The 21,799-nt window shown below is 68.4% G+C and carries 19 protein-coding genes and 1 pseudogene; 5 read left to right on the top strand and 15 right to left on the bottom strand.

All coding sequences use genetic code 11. The features are described from left to right. Window positions 1-21 precede the first annotated feature (21 nt). The 7 genes and pseudogenes from IHQ52_RS10625 to IHQ52_RS10595 all read right to left on the bottom strand — a co-directional run bounded on the left by IHQ52_RS10625 (window position 22) and on the right by IHQ52_RS10595 (window position 6,122). Window positions 22-969, bottom strand: a complete 948-nt coding sequence (locus IHQ52_RS10625) for a Ppx/GppA phosphatase family protein (protein WP_096273638.1) — start codon at window positions 967-969, stop codon at window positions 22-24. Beyond that, window positions 966-1,511: a DUF501 domain-containing protein gene (locus IHQ52_RS10620; protein WP_006434332.1), complete on the bottom strand. Its 546-nt coding sequence runs from the start codon at window positions 1,509-1,511 to the stop codon at window positions 966-968. The genes IHQ52_RS10625 and IHQ52_RS10620 overlap by 4 nt, the downstream gene beginning before the upstream one ends. A gap of 11 nt (window positions 1,512-1,522) precedes the next feature. Continuing rightward, complete coding sequence (locus IHQ52_RS10615) at window positions 1,523-2,215, bottom strand: septum formation initiator family protein (RefSeq protein ID WP_006434330.1); 693 nt, start codon at window positions 2,213-2,215, stop codon at window positions 1,523-1,525. A 12-nt stretch (window positions 2,216-2,227) separates the two neighbouring features. Beyond that, window positions 2,228-3,511 carry a phosphopyruvate hydratase gene (gene eno / locus IHQ52_RS10610; protein WP_006434329.1) on the bottom strand — a complete coding sequence of 428 codons (1,284 nt, stop codon included), beginning with the start codon at window positions 3,509-3,511 and terminating at the stop codon, window positions 2,228-2,230. A 170-nt stretch (window positions 3,512-3,681) separates the two neighbouring features. After that, a complete protein-coding gene (locus IHQ52_RS10605; RefSeq protein WP_024497805.1) occupies window positions 3,682-4,452 on the bottom strand; it encodes a lytic transglycosylase domain-containing protein in 771 nt (256 codons plus the stop codon). Between the two features lie 147 nt (window positions 4,453-4,599). Next, a pseudogene (locus tag IHQ52_RS23835) lies at window positions 4,600-4,707 on the bottom strand (SUMF1/EgtB/PvdO family nonheme iron enzyme); the annotation flags it as partial. 53 nt (window positions 4,708-4,760) lie between these two features. Then, window positions 4,761-6,122, bottom strand: coding sequence for a sulfatase family protein (locus tag IHQ52_RS10595; RefSeq protein WP_096273634.1), 1,362 nt, complete (start codon window positions 6,120-6,122; stop codon window positions 4,761-4,763). 242 nt (window positions 6,123-6,364) lie between these two features. On the opposite strand from IHQ52_RS10595, the gene efeU reads away from it, so the two are divergent. From efeU to efeB, 3 genes are read left to right on the top strand one after another with little or no spacing between them, the layout of a single operon-like run. Continuing rightward, window positions 6,365-7,327 carry an iron uptake transporter permease EfeU gene (gene efeU / locus IHQ52_RS10590; protein ID WP_024497807.1) on the top strand — a complete coding sequence of 321 codons (963 nt, stop codon included), beginning with the start codon at window positions 6,365-6,367 and terminating at the stop codon, window positions 7,325-7,327. Beyond that, window positions 7,324-8,532 carry an iron uptake system protein EfeO gene (gene efeO / locus IHQ52_RS10585; protein ID WP_006434325.1) on the top strand — a complete coding sequence of 403 codons (1,209 nt, stop codon included), beginning with the start codon at window positions 7,324-7,326 and terminating at the stop codon, window positions 8,530-8,532. The genes efeU and efeO overlap by 4 nt, the downstream gene beginning before the upstream one ends. Then, window positions 8,529-9,854: an iron uptake transporter deferrochelatase/peroxidase subunit gene (gene efeB / locus IHQ52_RS10580; RefSeq protein WP_006434324.1), complete on the top strand. Its 1,326-nt coding sequence runs from the start codon at window positions 8,529-8,531 to the stop codon at window positions 9,852-9,854. Before efeO ends, efeB begins: the two co-directional genes overlap by 4 nt. An 8-nt stretch (window positions 9,855-9,862) precedes the next feature. Here the strand turns inward: efeB and IHQ52_RS10575 are convergent, their stop codons facing one another. The 5 genes from IHQ52_RS10575 to IHQ52_RS10555 all read right to left on the bottom strand — a co-directional run bounded on the left by IHQ52_RS10575 (window position 9,863) and on the right by IHQ52_RS10555 (window position 16,949). After that, window positions 9,863-10,768, bottom strand: a complete 906-nt coding sequence (locus IHQ52_RS10575) for a nucleoside triphosphate pyrophosphohydrolase (RefSeq protein WP_006434323.1) — start codon at window positions 10,766-10,768, stop codon at window positions 9,863-9,865. 160 nt (window positions 10,769-10,928) lie between these two features. After that, entirely contained in the window at window positions 10,929-14,504 is a 3,576-nt protein-coding gene (gene mfd, locus IHQ52_RS10570; protein ID WP_191834851.1) for a transcription-repair coupling factor, read from the bottom strand. 47 nt (window positions 14,505-14,551) lie between these two features. Next, complete coding sequence (locus IHQ52_RS10565) at window positions 14,552-15,781, bottom strand: Dyp-type peroxidase (RefSeq protein WP_024497810.1); 1,230 nt, start codon at window positions 15,779-15,781, stop codon at window positions 14,552-14,554. Continuing rightward, a complete protein-coding gene (locus tag IHQ52_RS10560; protein WP_024497811.1) occupies window positions 15,774-16,319 on the bottom strand; it encodes a copper chaperone PCu(A)C in 546 nt (181 codons plus the stop codon). Before IHQ52_RS10560 ends, IHQ52_RS10565 begins: the two co-directional genes overlap by 8 nt. A 75-nt stretch (window positions 16,320-16,394) precedes the next feature. Continuing rightward, on the bottom strand, window positions 16,395-16,949 hold the full coding sequence (locus IHQ52_RS10555; RefSeq protein WP_024497812.1) for a hypothetical protein: 555 nt from the start codon (window positions 16,947-16,949) through the stop codon (window positions 16,395-16,397). Between the two features lie 84 nt (window positions 16,950-17,033). On the opposite strand from IHQ52_RS10555, the gene IHQ52_RS10550 reads away from it, so the two are divergent. Next, the gene (locus IHQ52_RS10550) at window positions 17,034-17,591 is read left to right on the top strand and encodes a GNAT family N-acetyltransferase (protein ID WP_191834849.1); all 558 of its coding nucleotides are present in this window, start codon (window positions 17,034-17,036) and stop codon (window positions 17,589-17,591) included. A 5-nt stretch (window positions 17,592-17,596) separates the two neighbouring features. On the opposite strand, the gene IHQ52_RS10545 is transcribed toward IHQ52_RS10550, so the two are convergent. Then, complete coding sequence (locus IHQ52_RS10545; RefSeq protein WP_191834848.1) at window positions 17,597-19,180, bottom strand: cation:proton antiporter family protein; 1,584 nt, start codon at window positions 19,178-19,180, stop codon at window positions 17,597-17,599. A 173-nt stretch (window positions 19,181-19,353) separates the two neighbouring features. Between IHQ52_RS10545 and IHQ52_RS10540 the strand changes: the two genes are divergently transcribed. Beyond that, window positions 19,354-20,148, top strand: a complete 795-nt coding sequence (locus IHQ52_RS10540) for a dioxygenase family protein (protein ID WP_191834847.1) — start codon at window positions 19,354-19,356, stop codon at window positions 20,146-20,148. 33 nt (window positions 20,149-20,181) lie between these two features. Here the strand turns inward: IHQ52_RS10540 and IHQ52_RS10535 are convergent, their stop codons facing one another. Both IHQ52_RS10535 and IHQ52_RS10530 read right to left on the bottom strand, forming a co-directional pair. Continuing rightward, window positions 20,182-20,883: a TetR/AcrR family transcriptional regulator gene (locus IHQ52_RS10535; RefSeq protein WP_006434314.1), complete on the bottom strand. Its 702-nt coding sequence runs from the start codon at window positions 20,881-20,883 to the stop codon at window positions 20,182-20,184. A 76-nt stretch (window positions 20,884-20,959) separates the two neighbouring features. After that, a complete protein-coding gene (locus tag IHQ52_RS10530; RefSeq protein WP_096273626.1) occupies window positions 20,960-21,625 on the bottom strand; it encodes a vitamin K epoxide reductase family protein in 666 nt (221 codons plus the stop codon). Window positions 21,626-21,799: the final 174 nt, after the last annotated feature.

Raw genomic sequence — 21,799 nt, 5'->3', positions numbered from 1 at the left:
ACATCTTATCGGGCCGGCCGCTCAGTCCAGAATGCCCAGCGCGATCCCGTCGAGGATGTCGTGTTCGCTGACGACGAGTTCGGCGATACCCGCGCGTTCGGACAGCACCCGGGCCAGTTCCAGCGTGACCAGCGATCCCCCACCGATGACGTCGACGCGACCGGGATGCATCGGCCCCAGCGCGGCACGATCGGCGCGCGTCATGCCGATGAGGTCCCAGCACACGCGGTCCAGGTCGGGCAGCGAGATACGGGAGAGGTGGATCTTCTCGGAGTCGTATTCGGTGAGTCCGGCGCCGAGCACGGCGAGCGTCGTCATCGTCCCGGCAACGCCGACCCACGTGCGGGCCGACTCCACCGGCACCCGCGTGAAGGCCTCGGCCAACCGCTCTGCGGCGAACGCCTGGGCCGCGGCGATCTCGTCGGCGGTCGGCGGGTCCGACGGCAGAGTCCGTTCGGTCAGGCGCACGCACCCGATGTCCGCGGAGTATGCGGCGTGGACACCGTCGGCGTCGCCGAGCACCACCTCGGTCGAACCTCCGCCGAGATCGGTGACCACGAAAGGTCCACTGGCCGGGTCCAATTCGCCGACGGCACCGCGGAACGACAGCCGTGCCTCCTCGTCACCCGAGATGACCTCGGCGATCGCGCCGTCGGACACACATCCCAGCAGATCGGCGGTCATCGCGAAGAACTCGTCGCGGTTCGACGCGTCGCGGGTCGCCGACGTCGCGACCATCCGGACCTTCTCGACGCCCAGCGATTCCATCGTCGTGACGTAGTCGGCGAGCGCGATCCGGGTACGTTCGATCGATTCCGGCGCGAACTGTCCCGTGGCGTCCACGCCGTAACCGAGTCGCACAATCCGCATTTCGCGATGCAGGTCGACGAGGCGCCCGTCCTCCCCCGGCCGTGCGATGAGCAGACGGATCGAGTTGGTACCGCAGTCGACGGCACCGACGATCGTCACGCGTCGTCTCCGGAGGTCTCCGTCGGCGGCAAGGTCTCAGTCGGCAAGGTCTCCGGCCAGTCGGCGGGAATCGCGCTGCCGCGCAACCCATTGGCGGCCGCGAGGGCGACCGCTTCGTCGCCGAGCGGGTTGAGTCCCGGCCCCTTGGCGAGCGAGTGGGCGATCAGCACGTGCAGGCACTTCACCCGATCCGGCATCCCGCCGCCGGTGAAGTCGGTGCCGAGCGATTCGATGGCGTCGCGTTCGGCGAGGTAGTCCTCGTGCGCGCGACGGTATGCGGCGGCGAGTTCCGGGTCCGACGACAACCGGGCCGTCATCCCCTTCATGACCCCGGCCGATTCCTGCCGGCTCGCCTCGGCGGTCAGCCGCGGATCGGTCAGGTAGTACAGCGTCGGGAACGGGGTGCCGTCGGGCAGCCGCGGCGCGGTCTTGACCACCGCCGGCTGACCGTCGGGAGTGCGATAGCTGATCTCGATGACCCCGCGCGGTTCACGCCCCAGCTGGGCTGCGACGGTGGCGAGGTCGTCTTCGGACACGCTCACGGTCTCTGACCTCACTGCGCGGCGGGCGGAGTCGACAGGGTGTCCCAGAGGTTGCCGTACCAGGGCGCACGCGCGCGCTCCTCGGCTCGTTCGGCGGCCTCGCGGCGGGCCTCGTCGGCGGGGAACAACATCACGAGCGGAATCTCTCCTGGTTTGACGAATTGCAGACGCGTCCGCGCCTGGGCCTCGATGTAGGCGGGGTCGTTCTGCTCGTTGACCTTCTGCTGATAGTCGGCGACCTCGCGCCGCAGCTGTTCGTTCGACGCGGTGAGCTGCCGGAACTCCGAACGCTGACTGAAGTAGGTGCGCAGCGGCATGGCCAGCGTGAGGGCCACGACGCAGACCACGACGACGGTGATGACGAGCGTTGCGACCGTCGCCGGGGTCATCTCGAGCCGGCGGAGCCGAGCACCCAGTCCGGATCGCATCCGGCCGCGGGATGCGCTCGGGCGGGGTCGTGTGGTGACTCGCTCCCCGGACGGGGCCGGGCTGTCGGCGGCGCTGTCCTGGCCTTCGGCCGCCGCGTCGTCGCTGATCAGCTCCTGCTCACCGGTCTCGACGACCGAGACCGGTGATACAGGTCGGGCCGGCCGGCCGGACCGATCGTGTCGTCGCGTGCGACGGGCGTCGCGTACGCGCGGGTCGACCCTCCGGTCCCGCGCACGCTGACGCCCGTCACCGCGGTGACGTCGATCAGAAGCCATGAAGACAGCTAATCACGAACCAAACGAGAAACGCGGGAAGGCGAGGTCGCCCGCGTAGCGTGCCGCATCGCCGAGACCCTCTTCGATGCGCAGCAGCTGGTTGTACTTGGCGACGCGCTCGGAACGAGCGGGCGCGCCGGTCTTGATCTGGCCGCAGCTGCAGGCGACGGCCAGGTCGGCGATGGTGGTGTCCTCGGTCTCGCCCGACCGGTGGCTCATCATCGACTTGTAGCCGTTGTTGTGCGCGAGAGCGACGGCGTCGAGGGTCTCGGTCAGCGTGCCGATCTGGTTGACCTTGACCAGCAACGCGTTGGCGATGCCCTTCGAGATGCCCTCTTCGAGGCGCTCGGGGTTGGTCACGAACAGGTCGTCACCGACCAGCTGCACCTTGTCGCCGATCGACTCGGTCAGCTTGGCCCAGCCGGCCCAGTCGTCCTCGGACAGACCGTCCTCGATCGACACGATCGGGTAGTCGCTGATGAGCTTCTCGTAGAACGAGACCATGTCGTCGGCGCCGAACTCCTTGCCCTCGAGCTTGTAGGCGCCGTTCGAGTAGAACTCGGTCGACGCCGCGTCGAGCGCGATGACGACGTCGCGACCGAAGTTGTAGCCGGCCTTGCCGACGGCCTCACCGATCACGGCGATCGCGGCCTCGGTGTTCGGCAGGTCGGGGGCGAAGCCGCCCTCGTCACCGAGCGCGGTGTTCAGGCCCTGCTTGTTCAGCACCGACTTGAGCGCGTGGTAGACCTCGGCGCCGCAGCGGAGGGCCTCCTTGAAGGTGGGAGCGCCGACCGGCGCGATCATGAACTCCTGGAAGTCGATGCCGTTGTCGGCATGCTCACCGCCGTTGATGATGTTCATCATCGGGACCGGCAGGATGTGGGCGTTGGGGCCGCCGATGTAGCGGAACAGGGGCAGACCGGCCGACTCGGCGGCGCCCTTGGCGACCGCGAGCGACACGCCGAGCAGCGCGTTGGCACCGATGCGGCTCTTGTCCGGGGTTCCGTCGCAATCCAGCAGTGCCTGGTCGACGAGACGCTGTTCCTCGGCCTCGATGCCGATCACCGCGGGGGCCAGCTCGCCGAGGACGCCCTCGACGGCCTTGGTGACACCCTTGCCCAGGTACCGCTCGCCACCGTCACGGAGCTCGACGGCCTCGTGTTCCCCGGTGGATGCGCCCGAGGGAACGGCGGCGCGGGTGAAGGTGCCGTCGTCCAGGACGACCTCGACCTCGACCGTCGGGTTTCCCCGCGAATCGAGAATCTCGCGCGCACCTACCTGCTCGATGATTGCCACGACTGAACTCCGATCTCGGTGGACGTGCCGGCTGTGATGCCGGTCGGTAGGTCAAAGAGTAGTGGCTGCCCCCACGGTGCACGAGACAAGGTCTCGGGCCACGGCAGCAACCGTCCGGATCCCGGTTACCAGCCGGGCGTCGACGGAGTCAGAATCGAACACCGACGGGGTCAGAACCGAACATTGATGGAGTAGGCGTTGGCGTGATCGCGTACGTCGAGGACGTATGCCATCGAGTTGTTGTATCGGCGGATGGCCTTCTCCCACCCTTCGGCGACCGTCATGTCGTTGCCCGACGAGACGCACAGGTAGCGGGCCGCGGAGAGGGCCGCGTCGTCGATGTTGTCCGGGTCCGGCACACCGTCCCCGCTGGCGTCCACGCCGTAGCGCTTCCACGTCTCGGGGATGAACTGGAACGGCCCCATGGCGCGATCGTGGGTGGAGTCGCCGTCGAGACCGCCGCCGTCGGAGTCACGGATCTCCATATTGCCCTTGGTGCCGTCGAGCTTGACCCCGCGGATCGGCGGGCTGACGTCGCCGTTGGCGGCGACATCGGAACCACGGTAGTGCCCGTGTTTGCTCTCGACACCTGCGATTCCGGCGAGGGTCGTCCACGCGAGGCCGCATTCGGGGTGCTGCTGGCGCTGGATCTCGGCGGCGTTGCCGTAGGCCTGCAGGGACACGACCGGGATGCCGGTCGACTTCGAGATGGGCTCGGCCCACTCGCGCATCTTGTCGGCGGTCCGGCCGGGTGCGTTGATGTCGATGTAGGGCTGCGGCACCCCGGCGCCGGGCGGGATGCCCTCGGGGATGTCCGGCCTGTTCAGCGACGGGAGGTCGATGCACGCGGAGAGCAGCACCGACGATGCGATCGCCACGACACCCGCCACGAGCCCACTCCTCCACGAGCGACGATTCCGCCCCCGGCCCACCACACGCATTCCCCGTTCCACTCCTGTCTCAGGTCTGGAGCGAGCCGATGCCCGCCCGAGCGACCACGATCGCACATGTGACGGCGTGGTCCCGCACACAACACACAACCGCGTGGCTCACAAAAGACAACTGCCGGCGGTTGCGTTCGGTTCCCCGGGTCGGTCCGGACCGGGGCGCGCGTCGCCCCACGGATAGCGGGCACCACGCAGTCCACCGCGCGCGGTCTACTCCCGCTGAGCCTCGGTCGGCAGCGTCCGGCCCGAAACCCTTGACACGTAACGACTGTAGTGAGTGTCCAGACGGGGTGGCTCTCGGCTCAGCGGCGCGACCCCCGGGGACGACGCGACGGCAACGCGTCTTCCTGCGACTCCACCCGCGGCGCCTTCGCATTCAAAGCGCCCATGAAGCGTTGGGCGATGGCCGTGCCGGTGGCCTCGTCCGGCAGGTCGTCACCGGTCTCGGCGCGCCACGCGGAGAGGGTCGCGGCGAGTGCCGCACGCACCTCGGCATACGCCGGGTCCTCGGCGACATTGTTGCGCTCATGGGGATCGGAACGCAGGTCGTACAACTCGACCCGCGGCCGGTCCTGTTGTATCGCTTCGATATCCAGCGATCGTGCGGACAGGCTGTCGGCGATGTCGAGCGGCAACAACAGCGCCGGGCGGGTCGCGAAGTTCTCGATGTAGCTGTGCTCCTTGGTGCGCACGGCGCGGATCGGGTCGAAGGCGTCGTGATAGGTCTTCTCGGTGAACACCTCGGTGCGGACGGCCGCGGCCGGCTCGCCGAGCGGCCCGACGAGAGCCGACGCGTGAGAGTCACCGTCCACCTCGTCGGGGATCTCGACACCGAGCAGCTCCAGCAGGGTCGGCGTCAGGTCGACTCCGGAGAACAGGTCGTCGTAGACCTGCGGTTCGATCCCGCGCTGCGTCGGTGGCCGCATGATGAGCGCGACGCCGGTCCCCGCCGCGTAGAGCGTCGACTTCGCGCGCGGGAACGCCAGGCCGTGGTCGGTGATGAACACGATCCACGTCGACGAATCCAGACCCAGCTCGGCAACGGTGTCGAGCAGGCGCCCGACCGCGGCGTCGGCCTTGGTGATGGAGCCATGGAGACCCGCGAGGTCCTCGCGGACGTCATCGGTGTCGGGCAGGAATCCCGGGACGGCGATGCCACTGGTGTCGGACGGCTCGTACTCGTCCGCCGGGTACGGCCGATGGGTCTCGAAGAAGCCGGCGGTCAGGAAGAAGGGCCGATCCTCGTCGGCGTGGCGCCGGAGCCAGTCCTGGGACTGCTCGACCACGTGGTCGCACCGGGAGTCGGAGACGTCGACCGAGTCGAAGCCGAGGCGCTGCGGGTCCGCGCTCTCGTGTTGCATCCCGAACAGCACCGACCGGTACCCCGCGTCGGCGAGCAGCGACGGCAGTGTCCGCACATCCGCGTGGTACTCGAACCCGTGGTGGGCGAGCCCGACGAGCCCGTTGCGGTGGGGGTATCGCCCGGTGAACAGCGATCCGCGAGCCGGGGAGCACAGCGGCGCGGTGGAATGGGCGTCGGCGAAACGGATGCCGTGCGCGGCCAGCTGATCGAGGGCCGGTGACGAGACGCCGTCCGCGCCGTAGCACGTCAGATGGCGTCCGAGGTCGTGCCAGTGGATCAGGATGACGTTCTCGCGGGCCATTCCCCATGATGACGCAGATGGACGGCGGTGCCGGGGTCGCACCGACGCCGAATACCGACATACCGCCCACCGCAGCGGCCCCGCAGTTGAATTCATCGTGCGCCGAACTCCGCGGCGACGGGCGACGCACGCCCGGGTAGGGCGATGTGCCCTATGCGCCCTCCGACCCTGGGTCTACTCTCGCTATGGCTAGCCTTACAGAACAAACGGTGCCGCGGGGCGCCAAGGAGATGGACCACCGAGTGGATTACATATCGGCACTTGCCTCCAGCGGCACGTCTTTCCTCGCTGCCGGCGGGGGCCCGTCGATCTACACCCAGATGTTCGGCAGCGCCCTCATCGGTCTCCGCGAGGGTCTCGAGACCGGCATCGTGGTCATGGTCCTGGTCGCGTTCGTCGTCAAGACCGACCGCCGGGACGCCCTGAAGTGGATCTGGGCGGGCGTGGGTGCGGCAATCGCCATGACCCTCGTGGTGTTCCTCGTCATCCACTTCGGTACGTCGACGATGACGCCGCTCGCGGCCGAGACCATCGCCGGCGTCGCATCGCTGGTGGCGGTCGGAATCGTGACGTTCATGGTGCTGTGGATGAGCGAGGCCTCGTCCCACATCTCCGCCGACCTCAAGAGCGGGATGTCGAAGGCGCTCCTCGCCGGCGGTGCGTCGGTGCTGGGTCTGGCGTTCCTGGCCGTCGGACGTGAGGGCTTCGAGACCGCGCTGCTGATGGTCGGCTATGCCGAGAGTGTGTCCGGCGGGTTGTGGCCACTGCTTGGACTCGTGGTCGGGATCCTCGCCGCCATCGTGCTGACGGTGCTGATCTACCGCGGCGCCATCCGGATGAACCTCTCGGTGTTCTTCACCTACACGGGTCTGTTCCTGATCGTCGTCGCCGCCGGAATCCTCACCTACGGAATCCGCGCGCTGCAGACGGTGGGCTGGCTACCCGGTCTCGGCAACATCGCGTTCGACGTCTCCGGCACGTACGACGCCTCCTCGTGGTACGGAACCGTCCTGGGCGGCATCTTCAACGTGCGGCCGGATCCGACGGTGCTGCAGGTGCTCGTCTGGATCGTCTACGTGGTCGTGGTGACCGCGATCTTCTTCCGCCGCCAGCGAGCCGGCCGGCGGGCCGTCGCCCAGAGGACCCGAACCCCCGACGAGAGCCCCGCACCTGCGGAGCCCACCCCCGAAAGGAATCCTCAGTGAACCGTAGAACCGTGGTGGCCGCATCTGCGGCCGCGGTGGTGCTCACCCCCATCTTGCTGACCGGCTGTACCGAGAAGAGCAGCGCCGAGGGCGCGATCGCCGTGACCTCCACCGCCGACGCCTGCGAGCTGGCTTCGAACGAGGCCACGACCGGGAACATCGACTTCACGGTCACCAACTCGGGCAACAAGGTCACCGAGTTCTACGTCTACGGAAACAACAACCGCGTGCTCGGCGAGGTCGAGAACATCGGCCCCGGACTCTCGGGGAACCTGACCGTCGAGATCGTCGAACCCGGCACCTACACCGTCGCGTGCAAGCCCGGCATGGTCGGTACCGGCATCCGTACCGAGCTCGAGGTCGGCGGTGAGCGCAAGGAGAAATCCGGCGTCCCGGCCGACGTGACGGCCGCCAAGGCGCAGTACCTCGAATACGTCCGCAATCAGCTGAACACACTGCACGCCCAGACGACGACGTTCGTCGACAACATCAAGAAGGGCGATCTCGACGCTGCGCGAGCGCAATTCGGCCTCGTCCGCACGCCGTACGAACGGATCGAGCCGGTCGCCGAGTCCTTCCCCGACCTCGACCCCGCCGTCGACATGCGGTGGGACGACACCGAGGACGGCTCCCAGCCGTTCACCGGATTCCATCGCATCGAACGTTTCCTGTGGCCGCCGCAGCCCGCCGAGATCGGCGATGCGCCCGGGCAGATCACCCCGTCGGATGCCGCGAACGCCAAGGAGACCGACAACCCGCAGGCCATCGCCGGGATCGCCGACGGTCTGCTCGCCAACGTCACCAAGCTTCGCGACGAGGTCAGCAAACCCGACTTCGAGTTCGAGACACTCTCGTTCGTGAAGGGCCCGCAGGCGCTGATCGACGAGGTCGCCGCCACCAAGGTCGACGGCGAGGAGGACCGCTACTCCCACACCGATCTCTGGGACTTCGCGGGCAACCTCGACGGTTCGGAAACCGCGATCGCGACGCTGCAGCCGATCATCTCCGCCAAGAACCCGGCGCTGATGGACAAGATCACCGCCCAGTTCGCGACGGTTCGCACCTCGGTCAACTCCTACCGTGAAGGTGACGGCTACGTGTCGTACACCGAGGTCACCCCGGAGCAGCGCAAAGAACTGTCGAATCAGATCGACGCACTGTCGGCCACCCTGTCCCAGGTACCAGGAATCGTGTTGCAGCAATGAATGATCCGGCTCCCCGCCCCGACGACGCACAGACCACCGAACCCGTGAGGCGCACGACACGACGCGGTCTGTCGCGTCGTGCGATCCTCGGCGGGACCGGCGCCGGGTTGCTCGTCGCCGCGGGCGGGGTGGCCGTCGGGCGCGCCACCACCCCGGCACCGTCAGCCGATCACGTGGTCGAGTTCCGGGGTCCGCGCCAGGCGGGCATCATCACCGCCGCCCAGGATCGTCTGCATTTCGCGAGTTTCGACGTGGTCACCGACAACCGGGACGAACTCGTGTCCGTGCTGCGCCGCTGGACCGAGGCCGCCGAACGCATGACCCGTGGTGAGGAGACCGTCGCCGACGGCGCCACCGGACTCGGCGAGTACACGCCACCGGAGGACACCGGAGAAGCGTTGGGACTGAGCGCCGCTCACCTGACCCTCACGATCGGCTTCGGACCCGGACTCTTCGGTCCCAGCGCGTCGGCTCCCGACCGTCCCGATCGGTTCGGGCTCGCCGACCGTCGACCGCCGGCGCTCGTCGACCTGCCGATGTTCGCGGCCGAGAAGATCGAACCCGCACGGTCGTACGGCGACATCTGCGTGCAGGCCTGCGCCGACGATCCGCAGGTCGCGGTCCACGCGATCCGCAACCTGGCGCGGATGGCGGTGGGCGTCATGTCGGTCCGCTGGTCGCAGCTCGGGTTCGGCCGGACGTCGTCGACGACGCAGTCCCAGGACACACCCCGAAACCTGTTCGGATTCAAGGACGGAACGGCGAACCTGCGCGCCGAGGACACCGACCTCCTCGACCGCTGGGTGTGGGTCGGTCCCGAGGACAATCCACCGGCGGCGCAGTGGATGACCGGCGGCACCTACCTCGTCGCCCGCCGCATCCGCATGGACATCGAACCGTGGGACCGCGCCAACCTCTTCGAGCAGGAGCAGATCGTCGGCCGCACCAAACGGTCCGGTGCACCGTTGGGCAAGTCCGGCGAGTTCGACGACCCCGACTTCGCGATCACCTCCGGGGGCACACCGGTCATCGCGCGGAACTCCCATGTGCGGCTGGCGCATCCGGACAATCTCGGTGGCGTGCGGATTCTTCGCCGCGGCTACAACTTCACCGACGGCTCCGACGGGTTCGGCCACCTCGACGCCGGCCTGTTCTTCATCGCCTTCAACCGCGACACCGGCAAACAGTTCGTCCCCATGCAGCAGATCCTGTCCCGCCAGGACGCGATGACCGAGTACCTGATCCCCAACGGCTCGTCGACCTTCGCGATCCCACCGGGCCTCGAGCCCGGCGAGTGGTGGGGGCAGCGACTTTTCGAGTGAGGTCCTGCTCAGCCCGCGAGCACGCTCAGCCACGCCTCGCGTGAATCGAGTACGACGCCCTGCTCCCTGGCCCGTGCCTCGGCGGCGTACACCGACGCCATCAGTGCCAGAGCCTTGTCCCGGGCCTGCGCCTCGACGCTGTCGTCGCCTGCGGTGACGGTGACCGTCCAGGTCTCGGCCGGGATCGTCTCCACCGGATACGACGCGGCGGTGAGACGTTCGAGGATCTTCTGCAGCAGAGCGAGCGACGGTTGTGTGGTGGCGACCCCGTCGAGGACGGAACCGCGCTGCTTCTCGGCGGCCTTGCGTTCCTCCCATTCCCGGATCTGGGTCTCGAGGTCGGCGTGGGCGCCCGACAGCACACCGGGGGTGCGTCCCATCACCTTGGCGGTGAAACTGCGTGCGACGTCGTCGATGTCGAACGGCGACTCCGGATCGTCGGCGGCGATGCGCGCATGGAAGAGCACCTGCAGCAACAGGTCACCGAGTTCTTCCTTCAGCTCGATCTGGTCGCCGGTCTCGATGGCGTCGAGCAGTTCGTAGACCTCCTCGAGCAGGTAGCGCCGCAGTGAGTGATGCGTCTGGGTGCTCTCCCACGGTCCGTTGCGGCGCAACGTGTCCATCAGGGCGACCGAGTCGAGCAGCGCCATCCCCGACACCTTCGCCGCGGCGATGACCTGCTCACCGCGGGCGGCGCGGGCGCGGACGAGCGGGTGATCGGCGTCGGTGCTCACCAGCACGGAGTCGACGGGGGTCTCACCGAGCACCTCGTCGAAAACCGGTTCGACGTGGTCGAATTCCCAGAGGAGGACGGCGGGCACGTCCTCGGTGACCTTGACCGGTCCCGTGAGCCAGGCGCGCGCCCGGATGGGGATCAGGTCGGGCCGTGCCGGGTCCAGCAGCACCACCGTCATTCGTCGTACGTCCTTTCTCGACCCCCGACTTGCTTCTCGACCGTCCCCCGAAAACCACCCCTGGAAACCGCCCCCGAAAACCACCCTGAGCAGGCACTTCGACGACATAGTGTCACTCACACCGCCCTGACGGGTGCTTTCCAGGGGTGGTTTTCAGTGGTCAGCCGCTCGGCTCCGGCTTCAGCTGCGTCAGGAACGTGGTGAGGTACTCGATCAGCTCGTCGTCGCGCAGACGTGCCGAGCCGACTCCCCCGGTCCGCGGGATCGGGAGCGTGACCACCGAGGTCGTCGCCCGGTATGTCGCCGACGAGTACAACCGCCGCAGGCGCACCTGTTCGCTGTCGAGCAGGGGCAGCGGCGAGATCTTGACCCCCTGTCCGGCCAGACCGATCTCGGCGATCCCGCGTTCGCGGCAGCGCAGACGCAGACGTGCGATCGACGCGAGTCGGGTGGTCTCGACCGGTGGCGGACCATAGCGGTCGGTGAGTTCGACGAGAACCGCGTCTACCGCGGCGTCGTCGCCGGCCGACGCGAGTTTGCGATACGCCTCCAGGCGCAGGCGGTCGGAGTCGACGTACTCGACCGGGATGTGCGCATCCACCGGCAGATCGATGCGCACCTCGCCCGTCTCCTGCGTCTCCACGGGTTGGCCGTCGGCGGCCGCGCGATACGCCTCGACGGCCTCACCGACCAGGCGTACGTACAGATCGAAGCCCACACCCGCGACGTGACCCGATTGCTCTGCGCCGAGCACGTTTCCGGCACCGCGCAGCTCGAGGTCCTTGAGCGCCACCGCCATCCCGGCGCCGAGTTCGTTGTTCTGGGCGATCGTCGCCAGCCGGTCGTAGGCGGTCTCGGTCAGCGGACGATCGGGACTGTAGAGCAGATAGGCGTAACCGCGCTCACGACTTCGGCCGACGCGTCCGCGCAACTGATGAAGCTGCGAGAGGCCGAGGTTCTCGGCACGGTCGACGATGAGCGTGTTGGCGTTGGAGATGTCGAGACCGGTCTCGATGATGGTCGTACAGACCAGCACGTCGTATTCGCGGTTCCAGAACCCCGACACCGTGCGCTCGAGCTGGTCCTCCCCCATCTGGCCATGTGCCACGACGACTCTCGCCTCCGGGACCATGTTGGAGATGTCCTTGGCCATCTTGTCGATGGTCGAGACACGATTGTGGACGTAGAACACCTGACCGTCGCGCAGCAGCTCACGACGGATCGCGGCGGCGACCTGCTTCGGCGCGTAGGCGCCGACGTAGGTGAGCACCGGATGGCGTTCCTCCGGCGGGGTGAGGATCGTCGACATCTCGCGGATGCCGGCCATCGACATCTCCAGCGTTCGCGGAATCGGTGTCGCGGACATGGTCAGCACGTCGACGTGGGTGCGCAGCGACTTGATGTGTTCCTTGTGTTCGACGCCGAATCGCTGTTCCTCGTCGACGATCACGAGTCCGAGGTCTTTCCAGGTGATGCCGGTCTGCAGGAGACGATGCGTACCGATGACGATGTCGACCTCGCCCTTGGCCATCGCCTCGGTGATCTCGCGGGATTCCTTGGCGTCGGTGAAACGCGACAGCCCGCGCACCCGCACGGGGAATCCGCTCATCCGCTCGGTGAACGTCTGCAGATGCTGTTGCGCGAGAATGGTCGTCGGCACCAGGACGGCCACCTGCTTGCCGTCCTGGACGGCCTTGAACGCGGCACGCACGGCGATCTCGGTCTTGCCGTAGCCGACGTCGCCGACGACGACGCGGTCCATCGGGACCGGACGTTCCATGTCGGCCTTGACCTCGGCGATGACGGTCAGCTGATCGATCGTCTCGGTGAAGTCGAAGGCGTCTTCCATCTCCTGCTGCCACGGGGTGTCGGGCCCGAAGGCGTGACCCGGGGCAGCATGACGTGCGGCGTAGAGCTGTACCAGCTCACCGGCGATCTCGCGAACGGCCTTGCGCGCCTTGCGCTTCGTGTTCTGCCAGTCCGACCCGCCGAGCTTGGACAGCGAGGGCTGCTCGCCACCGACGTACCGGGACAGCTGATCGAGGGCGTCCATCGGCACGTACAACCGGTCGGCGGGCTGGCCGCGTTTGCTCGATGCATACTCCAGGACCAGGTATTCGCGACGCGCACCCGAGACGGTGCGTTCGATCATCTCGACGAACTTGCCGATGCCGTGCTGGTCGTGCACGACGAGGTCACCGGCGGTCAAGGCCAGCGGGTCGACCTGATTGCGACGCTTGGCCGGGAGTTTGCGCCCGTCGCGGACATTCGCCACGCGGGTACCGGTGAGGTCCGCTTCGGTGACGACGACGAGACCGGCGTCGGCGCAGACGATGCCGTTGCGCAGCGTCGCACCGAAGACCGCGACCTCGCCCGGCTCGGGACGATGTCCCGGCTCGGCGATCACGTACGGCACCTCGGCCTCGGACAGTCGCTCGCCGACGCGCTGGGCGGTGCCCTTGCCGGCGACGACGATCGCGGCGGTCTTGCCGTCGGACACATGGGCTCGCAGCTGGGCGAACGTGGCTGCGATCTCGCGTTCGTCGCCGCGTGGAGCGGGCCCGGGGACCAGGTCCAGCTCGAGTTCGTCCCCACTCCCGGTCGACAACGGCGACAGGGTCCACCAGGGGCGGCCCGCCTCGAGCGTCGCAGCGCGCACGTCGTCGAGCGGACGGTAGGCGCTCGCCTCCAGGTCGATGCCGACACCCGAGCGGCCGTCGATGGGTGCATTCGCACCCATCGCCGCGGCCGTCCACGACGCCTCGAGGAACTCCGCACCGGTCTTGGACAGATCGGCGGCGCGGGTCCGGACCTTCTCCGGATCGAGGACGAGCACACGCGTCCCGGCCGGGACGACCGCGGTCAGCAGCTGCATCTCGCCGTCGACGAGCGCCGGGATCAGCGCCTCCATCCCCTCCACCGGAATGCCCTCGGCCAGTTTGCCGAGCATCTCGGAGAGCGTGGTGTCGTCCGGGTTCTCCGCGGCGAGATCGCTTGCGCGCGTGCGGACCTTCTCGGTGAGGAGCAGTTCGCGTCCCGGGTGGATGCGCACCTCGGTCGCTTCGACCTCCGGCTGGCTGCGCTGGTCGGCGACCGAGAACGCCCGCATCTCGGTGATCTCGTCGCCCCAGAACTCGACGCGGACCGGGTGGTCGGCGGTCGTCGGGAAGACGTCGAGGATGCCGCCGCGGACCGCGAACTCGCCGCGGCGTCCGACCATGTCCACACGCTCGTAGGCCATCTCGACGAGTTGGGCGAGCAAGCCGTCGAAGTCGACCTCGATGCCCTCGCGCAGGGTGACCGTGGCGACGTCTCCGAGGCCCGGCGCCATCGGCTGCACGAGTGAGCGGACCGTGGTGACCACGACCCGCAGCGGCCTGTCGCCGGGATTGGCGAGACGGTGCAGCACCGCGAGTCGCTGACCCACGGTGTCCGCGCTGGGCGACAGCCGCTCGTGCGGGAGGGTCTCCCACGACGGGAATTGGGCCACCGCGTCGGCGTCGTCGAGCATCTCCGCGAGCTCGGCGGTCAGATCGTCGGCCTCCCGACCGTTGGCGGAGACGACGAGAAGCGGGGCGTCGGCGTCGGCGGCCAGGCACGAGACGAGGAATGGCCGCGCCGCATCGGGTGCGGTGATGTCGAGGCGCTGTTCGCCACGGCGTTCGCGGACCTCGCGGAAGGACTTGTCCGCACACGCGAGCGCGGCCAGACCGGACAGGGCACGGAGCGTCGACACTCCGCCGATTGTATGGGGCCGCGCTCCGCGCCCGGTCATCCGGTGGATCAGCGGACCAGGCCCGCCCCCAGCACCTCCCCTCGACGTGCCCCGGGAAGGATGGCGTAGACCGCCGATCCGATGGGCGTCGTCCACCGGTTCAGCGCGTCGTGTTCGGCCAGCCGCGCCTGGACCGGCGCGTACTGCGCGTCGACGTCGCGCTGGAAGGCGGCGAACAGGAGGCCGCTGTTCGAGGTCGGGACGTTGCCTGCGGCATCGGGTTCCGGCGGGTCGTCGTAGTTGTATCCGCGCCGGAGGAAACGCTCCACCTCGCTGCGGCGGCGAGCCCGCGCGATATGCGACGACGCCGGGATGGCGGGGAGTCCGTCGACGACCGCCTCGAAGTCCGGGTCGTCGTGTTCGGTCCCGCCGCTCAGGGGCGCCCCGTCGGCGATCCTGCGGCCGACCGAGAGTTCCTGGTCCCGCGGATCGAGCTCCTGCCACGTGTCGAGGTTCATCGCGATCCGCCGGAGCACCATCGACGTGCCGCCGGCGAACCAGGGCTGCTCGGCACCGTCGTCCCAGACGAGACTGTCGTGATCGGCCGGTCCCAGATTGACCGTCCCGTCGACCTGACCCATCAGATTCCTCATCGTCACGGACTCGTCCTGCGTCCCGCGGGCGTTGCGGAAACCCCGCTGCACCCATCTCAGACGCACACGGCCCGCGACATTCGCGGTGAGCACGCGGGTCGCGTGGGCGATCGTGATCGGGTCGTCGGCGCAGATCTGGAGCAGCACATCGGTCTGCCCCCAGCGTCGCTGGTCGAGCCGGTCGATGACGTATCGCGGCAACGGATGCAGCCAGCGCGGCCGGCGATTTTCCAGTCCCGTGCCGGTGAACGCACCGGGCCCCAGGCCCACGGTCACGGTGAGCCGGGCGGGCAGCCGGGCGAGGTCCGGTTCGCTGTCGGCGAGAGCCGGATCACCCGCGGTGAGGCGGGCTGCGTCCTCGGTCCACACCTGCAGCACGCCGGCGAGAGCCGCCTGCATGTCGCGTTCGCCGCCCGACGACACGAGGTCGAGGCCCACATAGTTCACGTGCGCGGGTGGCGGCGTCGTCACACCGGCCTGGTGGTCCCCGTAGAACTCGACCACGTCACGTCCATGGGTCGGCGCCTCGTCGGAGGCGTGGGCGGTGACCGCCTTCACACCCACGCCGAGCCCGGCGAGTCCGGCCGCACCCACGAACAGGGTGCGGCGCCTCAGCGCGGGGCCGCCGCCCCCGGACTCAGCCATCGGTGCCGGCGGCGGGCGCGCCGTGGCCCGGTGCGTAGTCCTCTCGTGCCCCGTTGAAATCACGGGCACGTGCCACGAACTCGCGCGTCGAGCCGTCGCCGAATCGCAGTGTCAGCGTGACGGTGTCGCCGGCCTTGATCGGTTGCCGCAGGTCCATCAGCATGATGTGGTTGCCGCCCGGCCTGAGCTCGACCGTCTGTTCGGGGCCGATGTCGAGACCGCCCTCGATGGGTCGCATCACCATGCCGCCGCCATCGGACGGCGCCATCTCGTGCACCTCGACGCGCCCGGCCACCTCGGTGGTACCGCCGGTGAGGGTGACCTCGGTTCCGGACGTGTTGGCGACGGTGCCGAAGGCCGCGGTCATCCCGGTGTCGGCCGACTTCACCCATTGATCGCTGATGGTCACCGATTGTGCCTGCGTGGTGGCGTCGTCGTCCGACGAACATGCGGCGAGCAGGGTGATCGGGAGCGTCGCCATGGCCAGGACCGCCAGCGGCCGACGAACGGACGAGGGAACGAAAGTTGTTGAGAACATGATTTTTTCACCTTTTGTGGTGCGCGGATCACCGCCGGCGGTCCACGGGCCGCGGCGGGAAGGAGGAAGGATGGGTCAGCGCACCGCGATGGGTGGGCCGCGCGTCGGATTCCCCGACAGCCGAGTCGGTGTGAGCGGTATGGCGTCGGCCGCCGCGACGACGAGGACGGCCCGGGGAGGGATCGACCGCTCCCCCGAGATCGCGGCGATGATCCGCGAACCGACCCGTCGCGAGCACTCCTCGGCGCCGACCAGCAACACCGCTGCGGCGGCGAGCGCCGCGAGGTGGCAGAGGAGCATGGTCGGGCCGGGTGTCACCGCGTCCACCGGCGCGTGGTGATCGCCGGATCTCATGGCGAGGTGCCCGAAGAGTTGCGCGGTGGCGAGTGCCGATCCGACCGAGAGCGCGGCAGATGCGCGACCGCGGACGCGGTCGGCGAGCCCGGCGTTCAGGACCCAGCCCAGCCCGGCACTGATCGCGAGAAGCAGAACCGCGTGCGACGGCGTCGGAGTGCCCCCGCCCGCCGCCAGTCCGTGGGCGCCGACGCCCAGCGCCGCCGACACGATTGCGGCAGCGACCGACCACCAGGGATGCACTCCCTGGTAGTCGGAATCGGAGGCCGCGCGCACGGTAGCCAATCTACCGCCTCTACTACCACTGGTCGTAGGTGCGCCGTCACACCCCGGGTCGGGCTCGCCGATATCCTCGTCGGAATGCACGGTTCCCACTCAGACGAGGTGCGGCAGATCGTCGTCGACGACGCGACGGTCGACGACCTCGACGCGGTCGCCGAGATCTATGCGCACTACGTGCAGCACACCGTCGCGACCTTCGACTACGTCGTCCCCACGCTCGAGCAGTGGCACGCCAAGCACGCCGCGATCACCGCGGCCGGCCGGCCGTTCGTGGTGGCCCGCGCGTTCGACGAGTCCGTTACGGAACAGACCGTCGGCTACGCCTACCTGGGCACGTTCCGCGGGATGCCGGCGTACGACCGGTCCACCGAGGACTCCATCTACGTCCGGCCCGGCTTCGGCGGCCGCGGCGTCGGATCAGCGCTGATGGCCGGGATGCTCGATCGTGCGAACCCCGAGAACGTCCGCCAGATCGTCGCGGTGATCGCCGCCACCGGCGGGGACGGGTCGATCGCTCTGCATTCGCGGTTCGGGTTCACCGAGGCCGGCCGCCTGCGTGCCATCGGCCACAAGGCCGGCCAATGGATCGATTGCGTCTACATGCAGAAGGACATCTGGGAGTCACGCGACCGGTAGCGGCGTCACCGGTCGAGGCCGGCGGCCTCGGCAGCGGCGTCGGCCAGACCCACGCCGGTCCCCTCGTAGATGTGGAAGGCCACGTCGGCACCCCGACTGAGCAGTTCGTCGCGTTCGTCGTCGTACTGGGCGACGACTGCGATGGTGCCGGCGAACTCTCTCTCCTCCACCCGATCGAGGGCCACCAGATTGGAGCCGTGGAACGGCATGGCGAAGACGAGGATGTCGAGGTCGGAGACCCCTTCGCACCGTTCCCAGAACCCCGTCTCGGTCGCGTCGGCCTCGATCACCCGCAGTCCGCGCGCACGGAGGTCGACCACCTTCAGGGGGTCGTTCTCCACTCCGACGACGCTCAGCCCGTACTCGTCGACGAGTCGGTTGTAGACCGAACTGCCCACCCGTCCGAGTCCGAAGACGACCGCCCGGGCGGGTGCGAGGTCGATCGTCGCGTCCTCGGGATGGGCACGCGCGGCGGCCGGCGTCGGGACGTACGCCGAGAGCCGGCTCACCCATCGGGACCCGCGGCGGTTGACGAGCGTGGAGAACACGAAACTCGCGGCGACCGCGACCGAGGTGACCACGAGCCAGTCGTCGTCGACGAGGTCCGCGTCCACGCCGGTGGAGATGACGATGAGCCCGAACTCGGAGAAGTTGGCCAGGGCGAGTCCGGCGAGGATCGAGGTGCGCCGACGCAGGCCGAACATGGCCAGCATGAAGGTGAACAGCGCCGCCTCGAGGGGCAGGAGGACCACGAGGAGCAGCCCGAGGACAACGGTGTCGAGAGTCGGCGTGACGTGCAGGCCGATCGAGACGAAGAAGCCCACCAGCAGCAGTTCACGAAGCCCGAACAGCGTGCGTGACAGCTCCGACGCCCGCGGATGCGAGGCCAGGAGCACGCCGATGACCATCGCACCGAAATCGCCCTTGATGCCGACGGATTCGAACAGCCAGTACCCCGGCACGAGTGCCATGGTCACACCGAAGAGTGTCTGCAATTCGCCGTGCCCCAGCCGGTTCCACAGTCGCCGGACGACCCATGCACCGGGAATCAGCAGCACCAGTGCGAACGCCCACGGACTGGGCGGCTCACCGCTCATCGCCGTGAGATAGGCGACGGCGACGACGTCCTGCAGGACGAGGATGCCGATCGCGATGCGGCCGTAGAGGGAGCGCGACTCCGAGCGCTCGTCGAGCACCTGGACCACGAACACGGTGCTCGAGAACGACGACGCGAAGCCGAGGAGAGCGAGCGTCTGCCAGCTCTCGCCCATCAGCATCCGGACACCGATCGTCGAGAGCAGTCCGAGGAAGCCGGTGGTGAGACCCAGGATGACCGCGAGATTGAGAGCGGTGGTGAGCAAGACCTCGCGCCGGAACAGCATCCGGAGGTCCAGCTTGAGACCGATGGTGAACAGCAGGATCGTCACGCCCAGTTCGGCGAGGGTGTCGATGATCGGCAACTGTTCGATCCCCGGCGCGTGCAGGATGAACCCGGCCGCCAGGTACCCGACGAGAGTGGGCAGGCGAATCAACCGCGCGAGAAATCCACATCCGAAGATGACCACGAGGTAGATGCCGACTGTCTCCACGCGCCGGGAGTTCCTTTCCCTCTGGGCCGCCGCGCGGCCGGAGATGTCTGGAACGTTATCGCCCGCCCGCGACGGGAGGCGCGCTGGCCACGCCGGGCGCCCACCCGGCGGCACGGAAACGGACCGCCGCGCGGCCGCGGAACAAAGCGGACCATAGTCCGGTTAGTAGAGGAATGACCGGCTCGACCTCCCCCACGCGTCAACCCGCACTGTTCCTGTCCCACGGCGCCCCACCCCTCGTCGACAGCCCCACCTGGGTCCAACAGCTGAAGACACTCGCCCGCGGACTCGGCCGGCCGACAGCGATCCTCATCGTCTCCGCGCACTGGGAGGCCGCACCCCTCACCATCGGCTCCACCGATTCACGGACACCGCTGACCTACGACTTCGGCGGGTTCCCCGAGAAGTACTACCGCGTCCAGTACCGGTCGCCAGGTGCCCCTGACCTGGCCCGCCGGGTCGCCGCGATGATGCCCGACGGCGAACCGATCGCCCACGACCCCACCCGCCGCCTCGACCACGGCGCGTACGTGCCGATGACGGTCATGTATCCCGAGGCAGACATCCCGGTACTGCAGATCTCACTACCGACTCTCGACCCCGAGCGGCTGCTCGAACTCGGCCGTCGACTCAAGCCGCTGCGCGACGAGGGTGTGCTCGTCATCGGGTCCGGATTCACCACCCACGGCCTGCCGTTCCTGCGCGACTGGCGCCCGGAGGCCACCCCGCCGAGCTGGTCGGCCGAGTTCGACGCGTGGGCCGCCGAGCGGTTCACCGCCGGAGATGTGGAGTCGCTCATCAGGTTCCGTCAGACCGCGCCCGGCATGCCGTATGCCCACCCCACGGTCGAACACTTCGCGCCGCTGTTCGTCGCATTCGGCGCCAGCGACGATGCCGAACAGCGGCCGGATCAGGTGATCGACGGATTCTGGATGGGACTCTCGAAGCGGAGTCTGGTGCTGGCCTGACCGTCGTTCAGACGTCGGCCCGGGCGCCGGGACTCAACTGTCCTCGGCGGTGGTGCGCTCGAGCGGTTCGACGTAGTCGGGACCGACGAGCGCCGGCGACGGGTCGAGGCGTGTGAGTCCGTTCCAGCACAGATTCACCAGGTGGGCGGCCACGACCTCCTTCGACGGCTCACGGACGTCGAGCCACCACTGGGCGGTCGACGACACCATGCCCACCAGGGCCTGCGCGTAGAGCGGGGCGAGTGCGGGGTCGAAGCCGCGGCGCTCGAAGTCGCCGGCCAGGATGTGCTCGACCTGACTCACCGCGTCGTTGAGAAGACTCGAGTAGGTGGCCGTCTCGCCGGTCGACGCGGTGCTGTCGCCGCGCACCAGGATGCGGAAACCGTCCGTGCGTTCCTCCATGTAGGTGAGCAACGCGAGGGCGACCTGCTGGATGCGGTACAGCGACCGGTTCTTCGACAGCGATGCCGTCACCATCTCCAGCAGGGTTTCCATCTCACGGTCGACGACGACCGCGTAGAGGCCTTCCTTACCGCCGAAGTGCTCGTAGACGATCGGCTTGGAAACGCCGGCGCGTTGCGCGATCTCCTCGATCGACGTGCCCTCGTATCCGCGTTCCGCGAACAGTCCGCGCGCCACCTCGATCAGTTGCAGCCGCCGCTGGGCGCCGGTCATCCGCGCCCGCGGTGCCCGCTGCACCTCGGCCGAACCCTCCGCCGGACGTCCGATCGCCATGCGCCAAGCCTAGGACGAGACGCCGTCGAATCACGAATGTTGCATGAACTCCCGCTCCCGATTCGCCCCCGAACGGTTAGTACAGGCTCGACCAGTACGACCAGAACCGCACCGCGATGAGCACGACGACCAGCGTCACGGCGAGCACCAGGATCAGGGCATGACTGCGCGCCACCGCGAGCGCGACACCCGACCGCGAGGTCAGTCCGCTCGCGTGGGCGTTGCGCACGCTGACGAAGACGAAGATCGGCAGCGTCACCGCCCACACCACCATGCAGTACGGGCACAGCGCGCCGATCGAGTACAGGCTCGAGTAGATCAGCCAGCAGATGAAGGCCATCGCCGCGGTCACGCCCACCTGCAGACCGGCCCAGTACCAGCCCGCCAGGCGTGCGCCCGCGAAGATCGCCACACCGGTGGTGATCACCACCGCGAACCCGGCGATACCGAGCAGCGGGTTCGGGAAGCCGAACAGCGCGGCCTGCGGCTTGGCCATCACCGAACCGCAGCTCAGCACCGGATTGAAGTTGCACGTCGGCACGTAGTCGGGGTCGGCGGCGAGTTCGAAGCGCTCGACCGTCAGCACGAACGACGCCACGAACCCGATCACCCCGCCGATGCTGAGCACCCAGGCGGCGATCCGCGTCCACGAACGGACGGCCTCCGCCAGGAGTGCCTGGTCGTCGTCGGGATCGATCCCGGTGCTGGTGGTTGTCGTATCGACTGGGGCGCTCTCACTCACCCTTCCAGGATGACACCGTCCGGGTGGTCATCGGTTCCCGATGTGCGCGGAATCGTGCCGACTCCGCATACGGCGCAAACAGTGGAGGGTGGTTCGCCCGCCGTGAGTGTGATGACGCGCGCGATCCACCAAATGTAGCCACCGTCACTCGACGATGCGTAATGTCGGATTCAC

Origin of the sequence: Gordonia amicalis (assembly GCF_022059885.1) — a bacterium.
In the GTDB taxonomy this organism is placed as follows: domain Bacteria; phylum Actinomycetota; class Actinomycetes; order Mycobacteriales; family Mycobacteriaceae; genus Gordonia; species Gordonia amicalis.
Note: the sequence above shows the minus strand (reverse complement) of the source record. Positions and strands in the feature narration are given on the sequence as shown.